The organism is Ligilactobacillus equi DSM 15833 = JCM 10991, from assembly GCF_001435735.1.
In the GTDB taxonomy this organism is placed as follows: Bacteria; Bacillota; Bacilli; order Lactobacillales; family Lactobacillaceae; genus Ligilactobacillus; species Ligilactobacillus equi.
Map to the genome: position 1 here is coordinate 1 of NZ_AZFH01000109.1, position 4,860 is coordinate 4,860.

The window sequence follows — 4,860 nt, forward strand, 5'->3', positions numbered from 1 at the left end:
CAAACCAAGTTTTGAAGGTAAAAGCGAGCGCAACTACAAGTGCTAATACCAACAGTAGTACTACAAGTTCCACATCAGGGACGTACACAGTAAAAGCCGGTGATAATCTTTATGAAATTGCCCGAGCACACAATACAACTATTGCTGCTTTGAAATCTATGAATAATTTATCTTCTAACACTATCTATGTGAACCAAACTTTGAAGGTTTCAAGTGTAGGTTCTAAGAACACAAGCAGTGTCGCCAGCAGTAAGACCAGTGGTTACACTGTAAAGGCTAATGATTCATTGTGGCGGATTGCGGCCAATCATGGCATAACTGTAGGTCAATTGAAGAGCTTAAATAACTTATCTTCAGACTTGATTTATGTGGGACAAACTTTAAGATTGAGATAGTATTGCAATTGCTGGTTAGCTCTGCTAAAATAAGCTTAATACTAGTAAGCGCAGATAAGGATTAGTAGCAAGGTGATGCTTTTAGAGAGTTCATGGGCGGTGGAAATGAACAGCAGTGACTTGTGAACTCGCCTTGGAGTTTTTTACTGAAATTAGTAGGTAAAAACGGTACTTCCCGTTACGAAGCAAAGTGTCGGCTTTGTGCCGGAAAATAGGTGGTACCGCGAAAAATTCGTCCTATGTAGGCCCAAAGTGGGGGCTACATAGGACGTTTTTTGCTTATCTGAGCTTGCCAGGAATAAAATTGGAGGATTTAAACGATGGCATACGATCACAAACAAGTCGAAAAAAAATGGCAACGTTTCTGGGAAGAAAATAAAACTTTCAAGACCGTTGAAGACAAAAATAAGCCTAAATACTACGCTTTAGATATGTTCCCTTACCCATCTGGTCAAGGTTTACACGTGGGGCACCCTGAAGGTTACACCGCAACCGATATTATTTCCCGTATGAAGCGCATGCAAGGCTACAATGTTTTACATCCTATGGGTTGGGATGCTTTTGGTTTGCCTGCGGAACAATATGCTTTAAACACTGGTAACTCACCACGAGAATTTACCAAGAAAAACATCAACAACTTCCGACGTCAAATCAAGTCGCTTGGTTTGTCTTACGACTGGGACCGCGAAATTGCCACCACTAACCCTAAGTACTACAAGTGGACGCAATGGATTTTCGAACAATTGTATAAGCGTGGTTTAGCTTATGAAGCTGAAATTCCAGTGAACTGGAGTCCTGATTTGGGAACGGTCGTGGCTAACGAAGAAGTTATCGATGGCAAGACGGAACGTGGGGGATTTCCAGTTATTCGTAAGCCTATGCGCCAATGGGTCTTAAAGATTACGGCTTACGCTGATCGTTTAATCGATGACTTAGATGATTTGGACTGGCCGGAAGCCATCAAGGAACAACAACGTAACTGGATTGGCCGTTCCATCGGGGCTAGTGTCAATTTTGGTATTGATGGGCATGACCGAAAGATTGAAGTCTTCACGACACGCCCAGATACGTTATTTGGGGCTTCCTTTGTGGTCTTAGCACCTGAACACGATTTAGTGGCTCAAATTACCACGCCGGAACAAAAAGCGGCCGTGGATGCTTATATTGAAGCAGCTTCCCACAAATCAGATCTCGAAAGAACGGACTTAGCCAAGGTTAAAACTGGAACTTTCACCGGAGCTTACGCCGTTAACCCTGTTAACGGGGAAAAATTACCAATCTGGATTGCGGACTACGTTTTAGCTTCTTACGGAACAGGGGCCATCATGGCAGTGCCTGCGCATGACCAACGTGACTACGAATTTGCCAAGACTTTTGACTTGGACATTAAACCAGTTATTGAAGGTGGCGACATCGCAGCTGAAGCCTACGTGGGTGAAGGTAACTACATCAATTCTGACTTTTTAAACGGTTTAACTAACAAACAAGAAGCTATCGACAAGATGGTTGCTTGGTTGGAAGAAAAAGAAGTGGGCCAAAAGAAAGTTAACTATCGTTTACGAGACTGGACATTCTCACGGCAACGTTACTGGGGTGAACCAATTCCTGTCATCCACTGGGAAGATGGCGAAACAACCTTAGTACCTGAAGAAGAATTGCCATTACGTTTACCTGCTACTAATGACATCAAACCATCTGGGACTGGTGAAAGTCCATTAGCTAACCTTGAAGATTGGGTCAATGTTGTAGATGAAAATGGTCGTAAAGGTAAGCGAGAAACTAATACCATGCCACAATGGGCAGGTTCATCTTGGTATTTCTTGCGTTATATTGACCCACACAATAACGACACGATTGCCGACCCTGAATTATTGAAGGAATGGTTGCCAGTTGACCTTTACATTGGGGGGGCTGAACACGCCGTCTTACACCTCTTGTATGCACGTTTCTGGCACAAGTTCTTGTACGATTTAGGTGTGGTCCCAACTAAGGAACCATTCCAAAAGTTAGTTAACCAAGGGATGATTTTAGGCGAAAATCACGAAAAGATGTCTAAATCTAAGGGGAACGTGGTTAACCCTGATGATATTGTGGAACAATATGGGGCCGATACTCTTCGCGTTTACGAAATGTTCATGGGACCAATCGACGCTTCTATTCCTTGGAGTGAAGATGGTCTTGGCGGGGCCCACAAGTTTGTGAACCGCGTCTGGAACTTAGTGGTGGATGAAAGCGGTAAGTTACGTGACAGGATTACCACACTTAACGATGGTAAATTGGACAAACTTTACCACCAAACTGTGAAGAAGGTTACCGAAGACTTAGAAGCTTTACACTTTAACACAGCTATTTCACAAATGATGGTCTTTGTTAACGAATGTTATAAAACAGATTCCTTACCGTTGGAATACATGGAAGGCTTCGTGAAATTAATTGCCCCAATTGCGCCTCACATGGCTGAAGAATTATGGCAAATTTTGGGACACAAGGACACGATTACTTACATGGCTTGGCCTGATTATGATGAAAGTAAGTTGGTCGAAGATACAGTTGAGGTAGTGGTTCAAGTAAATGGTAAGTTACGCCAAAAACTTTCCGTTGCAGCCGATATTAGTAAGGATGATTTAGAAAAATTAGCTCTAGCTGATGAAAAAGTCCAAAATGTGACTGCTGATAAGACAATCCGCAAGGTTATTGTTGTTCCAGGTAAGTTAGTAAATATTGTAGCTAATTAGTTAAAAACACGTTTTCGTTCGGTTTTTACCGTTTGAAAACGTGTTTTTTGATATAAAAAATGTTTTTTTACAAAAATAATTGAATGTTCCAAATAAGTTAGATAAAATGTAAATACTGGAAGAGAGATTTTCAGCAAAGATAAATTTTACAGAGGAGAGAATTTTGGAAGATAAAAATAAGTTGGCGCGTGCCTTAACGCATCGCCACGTACAAATGATTGCCATTGGTGGTGCTATTGGGACTGGATTATTTTTAGGGTCTGGTTCTGCCATCCAAAAGGCTGGTCCGGCCTTGATTTTGGCTTACCTGGTTGCCGGAATTTTTATGTTTTTTATGATGCGAGCCATCGGGGAATTGATTTTATCTGACTTATCTAAAACGTCATTTATTGAGTTTGTCCGTCATTACATGGGGGAAAAGACCGAATTTATCATTGGTTGGACTTATTGGTTATGTTGGGTGAGCTTAGCTATGGCTGATTTGACAGCAAGTGGAATTTATGTTCGCTACTGGTTTCCGCAGATTCCACAATGGTTAACAGCTTTAATTATTATTGTTGTCTTGTTGATTTTTAACTTATTAAGTGTTGGTTTGTTTGGTGAATTAGAAACGTGGTTTTCTAGCATCAAGGTTTTTGCAATCTTAGCTTTAATCGTTACGGGGTTATTCTTGCTATTCACTAATGCCCACGTCGGAGGCCACCATGTAACGGTGATGAACTTATTTAATCATGGTGGTTTCTTCCCACATGGTTTCAATGGTTTATTGGCAGCCTTTCCTATGGTAATTTTTGCCTTCACAGGAATTGAAATGGTCGGGTTAACAGCAGGGGAAACCGCCAATCCAAAGGTCGATTTACCCAAAGCCATCAATAGTTTACCGATTCGGATTGGACTCTTTTACATTGGGGCAATTTTTGTTTTAATGTGTATCTATCCATGGAATGATATTGTCACGGATTCAAGTCCTTTTGTGCAAGTTTTTGAAGGGATTGGAATTAACTTTGCAGCAGCGGTGATTAATATCGTGGTATTAACGGCTGCGTTATCTGCTTGCAATAGTGCGATTTTCTCAACTAGCCGGACTTTATTCGTAATGGCTAAGAGTCAACAAGCTCCGAAAGCTTTAGGTAAGACAAATAACCGTAGTGTACCAGTTAATTCCTTGTTATTTTCATCAGCGGTGCTTTTTATTATTGTAATTTTAAATTATATTTTACCGGCCACGGTTTTTGAAATTATTTCCGGGGTAGCGACTGTTAGTTTTGTTTTCGTGTGGATTGTTTTGGTATATTGCCACTACAAATACCGCCGGGAAAATCTTGGTAAGGTTAGTTACTTTGCGATGCCACTATTTCCTTGGGCTAACTGGTTAACAATAATCTTTTTTGTTGCGGTAATTGTACTTTTAGCTTTTAGCAAGAGTACTTTAATTTCCTTACTTTTCTCGGTGGTATGGTTTGCAATGTTAGCCGTTTTCTTCCGTTTACGAAAAGCTAAATAGTAAGATATGAAAGGATTGGTTTAACCAATCCTTTTTAGTTAGCTATATGCTAAAATTAAGATGAACATTCTAAGTTAAACATGGAGTGAAAAATGAATATTCCAGGAATTTTGTTAATTTTAACCTTGTTGAGTTTTTTGGCCTTTATATTTGTTTGGTGGCATGAACGTGGCACTATGTCCTGTCAAGTATACAGTTTAAATATATAAAATAGACTATGCGGTCT

Annotated in this window: 3 protein-coding genes and 1 other annotated feature; all 3 genes read left to right on the forward strand. The window is 40.4% G+C overall.

Annotated elements, in window-relative coordinates:
* Window positions 1–395 (forward strand): LysM peptidoglycan-binding domain-containing protein (locus tag FC36_RS07125; RefSeq protein WP_156409546.1); only part of this gene is annotated, 395 nt, incomplete at its 5' end.
* 42 nt (window positions 396–437) lie between these two features.
* Window positions 438–638: a binding site (T-box leader), on the forward strand.
* A gap of 77 nt (window positions 639–715) precedes the next feature.
* Window positions 716–3,130, forward strand: coding sequence for a leucine--tRNA ligase (gene leuS / locus FC36_RS07130; protein WP_056986805.1), 2,415 nt, complete (start codon window positions 716–718; stop codon window positions 3,128–3,130).
* A gap of 214 nt (window positions 3,131–3,344) precedes the next feature.
* Window positions 3,345–4,634 carry an amino acid permease gene (locus tag FC36_RS07135; RefSeq protein ID WP_051528021.1) on the forward strand — a complete coding sequence of 430 codons (1,290 nt, stop codon included), beginning with the start codon at window positions 3,345–3,347 and terminating at the stop codon, window positions 4,632–4,634.
* Window positions 4,635–4,860 lie beyond the last annotated feature (226 nt).

What these genes read in the sequence shown, in the direction of transcription:
- FC36_RS07135 (WP_051528021.1), top strand. Translation starts at nt 3,345, where the DNA reads ATGATTGCCATTGGTGGTGCTATTGGGACTGGATTATTTTTAGGGTCT.
- leuS (WP_056986805.1), top strand. Translation starts at nt 716, where the DNA reads ATGGCATACGATCACAAACAAGTCGAAAAAAAATGGCAACGTTTCTGG.